General features: G+C 26.2%; 2 protein-coding genes. Both read left to right on the forward strand.

Annotation, left to right across the window (positions count from 1 at the left end):
• The coding region (locus tag QWI17_RS16655; protein WP_302723654.1) for a hypothetical protein at positions 1-442 on the forward strand (442 nt) is incomplete at its 5' end.
• Positions 429-665 (forward strand): MraY family glycosyltransferase (locus tag QWI17_RS16660; RefSeq protein WP_302723655.1); only part of this gene is annotated, 237 nt, incomplete at its 3' end. The genes QWI17_RS16655 and QWI17_RS16660, both read left to right, overlap by 14 nt.

Here is a 665-nt window from a genome sequence, read left to right on the forward strand (position 1 = left end):
TAATTATTTAATAGAGAATAATGAAGAGTTAGTTTATTCAAGTTATAAACGGGTTGATGAAAATTTAAAACCATTGTTAGCAGATTTTATTGCTGTAGACAAAGTAGATCGAAATCGAATTTTATATAATTGTCCTATTCCGATGTTAACATCTGTATATGATTCAAAACGAATTGGAAAAATACCGGTTCCAGATGTAGAACTTCGGGAAGATCATGCAATGTGGATAGATTTGTTAGGTAAAATAAAATATGCAAGAGCAATCAATGAATCTTTAGCTATTTATAGAATTAGAAACAACTCAGTTTCTCGAAATAAATTACGAATTGTAAAAAAACAATATAATGTTTATAGATATTATTTAAAAATGAATTTTTTTAAATCGTCTTATTACACTTTTTTTTGGGCAATTAATGGAATAAAAAAATATGGAAAATTTTAAATTATTAGAGTATTTATATACATTAAATATCTCTCCCTTATATGTCAATATATTTGGAGCATTTTTTTCTGCTTTATTTATTACATTAATATCCATTCCGAAAATTATACGAATATCATATAAAAAACAATTGATGGATGTGCCTGGAGAGAGAAGTTCTCATGAAAATAAAGTACCAACTTTAGGAGGTGTGGCTTTGTTTTTTGGAATTGTTGTGTCTACT

Source organism: Gilvimarinus gilvus, assembly GCF_030518155.1.
Taxonomy (GTDB): domain Bacteria; phylum Pseudomonadota; class Gammaproteobacteria; order Pseudomonadales; family Cellvibrionaceae; genus Gilvimarinus; species Gilvimarinus gilvus.